Below are 2,498 nucleotides of genomic sequence, written 5' to 3'. Positions count from 1 at the left end.
CGGAGTCACTTTACGGATACAGTGATTCATACAATCGGCGACATACAAATTTCCTTCTTCATCACAACAACATCCGGTAGGATTCCCCCAACCGACATTTTCTGTACCCGGCAGCACCTGAGGTTTATCTACAAATGCTTTCGTATTGAAATCATAATCGGCATAGAATATAGTACCTCCATCCCGGCGGATCATATATAATCTTTTCCCATCCGGAGCAAAACACATGGTATACCGGCCATCTCCTCCGAAATTGTAAAGCGGAACCGAAGTTTTGGTCTTAAAGTCATAACGACAAATTACAGAACCGGTATATTGGCTATGAAAGAGTTCGCCATCCACCGGATTTACAGCCACCCCCCAACCCGATCCGCGCACCAATTCCTTGGCATCTGTAAATCCTTCCCGCCGGGTCATCATCAATACTCCGGAAAGATTAGGATCGTTATTTTCTACTCCTACGAACAAAGTATCCTGCGATTTAGACAAAGCCAAATCCGATAACAAACGCACGGAATAGCGCATCGGAGTAGTCACCTGCCGACCCGTTGTCGAAACAATTCGTATTCCTTTCGAATACTCGATCACAAAAATATCTCCATATTTATCACACAACAGAGTCTGAGGATAATAGAGGTTAGCTTCTTCAAACGAACCGTCCTGTGTCTCGTTTACCCGGCCTACCAAGGTCGATACATTGTCTTTAAACTCATATTTAAAAACACTATCCGAAACCACTTCCTTCGTATGCTCTCCCTTTCCCATCACCACTTTTACCGGTCCGGTCCCGGCACGCGCCGGAACGATAGCATAGATATAATTGTCATTCAGGTTAATGACCGAAGCTTCCTTATCGTTTACATACACCTTGACCAACGCCGTATCGTTACCGAAATTAGAACCGTTGATTACAAGCTGAGAGGCCGATCCTCCCCCTTCAGGCATAAATCCCGCCAACGTTACCGTTGCAGTCGGATCATAGTCCGATTTTGTCTCGTCATCCTGGCAGGCACATTGTAGCCAAACCATGAATACCAAACAAATGCCGAATAAAAAAGCATTTGCTTTTCTCCTTCTTTTTTCCATAGTTTTTTAATTTAATCCTTATCAATAAATATCATTTTGCACACAAAAAAACGTCCGATTAAATTAGCTGAAAGTTTATAAAGTCCATAAAGTCTATAAAGTCATTGGACCCTGCGGACGCCTGTTTCATTGACAATGAAACAGCCTACTCGAAGAATAAATTCTATTGAATTGATTATCAATGATTATACCCTCTTCTTCTTTTCCCATTTTTCTTTCCTTTTCATTTTTTAATGGAAGCGAAGCTTCCAAATAATTATCATTTGTCAATTATCATCTGTCCATTATTCTTTTTGCGGAAATCCGCAAAAAGAATCGGACGTTTCATTTGTAAAATCACTTCAAATTTAAAACGTTTGAATGCATAAATCTTAAACAATATTTGCAAATCATTGTATTATTTTTGCTAAAAAACGAATTAACTTACTTATAAAATACAGAAAACAACCAAGTCAATCCGGATTTTCGACAAAAGTTCCGAATCAATTCCCTTTTAAAAGGGAGTATAAGGCCGGTTATCCGGAGCGACACCGAATTGATAATTGGGCCGATTCCCCATAAAAAATTTCAATTTTCCACCTTGCATAATATCTTCATACCGGATATATCCTTTTTCATAGGGTTTCCCATTCAATTCTACCGACTGGATATAGATATTCTGTTTATTATTATTCTCACTCTCTACGATAAAATGTTTTCCATTGGGCAGGTTCAGTTTTACCTTACTGAATAAAGGACTTCCAAAAGTATAAATTCCACAAGAGGGATTGACCTGATAAAATCCCAAAGCAGAAATAATATGCCAAGCGGACATCTGTCCACAATCTTCATTTCCGATAATACCGTCTTTCTGATCTGTATAGAAATGCTCCTGAATGTATCTGACCTTTTCAGCCGTCTTCCAGGGAGCCCCGGCATAGGCATAGAGATAAGCCATATGATGACTGGGTTCGTTTCCATGAGCATATTGCCCGATCAAACCGGAAATATCGGCCGACGCCTGTGCTCCCATATCTCCCTCGACGGTAAATAAAGAATCCAGTTTGTGTATAAAAGCTTCATCTCCTCCCAGTAAAGCAATCAGGTCAGCCGGACGTTGCGGAACAAAAAAAGTGTACTGCCATCCTGTTCCCTCACAAAAATATCCCTGTCCACCATGAATAGACTGAAACGGGTCATAAGGAGTCAACCAGGAGCCATCGGCATTCCGGGGATGGATAAAACCGATTTCGGAATCGAAATAATGCCTGTAGTAGCGGCTTCTCCGTTCGAACAACTCGGCCTCGGTCTCTTTTCCCATTTTTTTCGCCATAGCCGCAATCCCCCAATCATCCACAGCATATTCCATAGCGATAGACGTGGCTTCTCCCACCTTATCACAAGGAATATATTCCTGGTCCAAAACATAAGGT

Annotated in this window: 2 protein-coding genes; both read right to left on the bottom strand. The window is 41.3% G+C overall.

From position 1 onward, the window contains the following. A partial coding sequence (locus WS34_RS14325; protein WP_046405692.1) for an SMP-30/gluconolactonase/LRE family protein occupies positions 1–1,086 on the bottom strand: 1,086 nt, incomplete at its 3' end. Positions 1,087–1,579: 493 nt separating this feature from the next. Beyond that, on the bottom strand, positions 1,580–2,498 hold a 919-nt coding region (locus WS34_RS14320; protein ID WP_046405690.1), incomplete at its 5' end, for a glycoside hydrolase family 92 protein.

It is taken from the genome of Odoribacter sp. N15.MGS-14 (assembly GCF_000980245.1).
In the GTDB taxonomy this organism is placed as follows: domain Bacteria; phylum Bacteroidota; class Bacteroidia; order Bacteroidales; family Marinifilaceae; genus Odoribacter; species Odoribacter splanchnicus.
The sequence above is the reverse complement of the archived record's forward strand: the minus strand, read 5'-3'. Positions and strand labels throughout refer to the sequence as shown.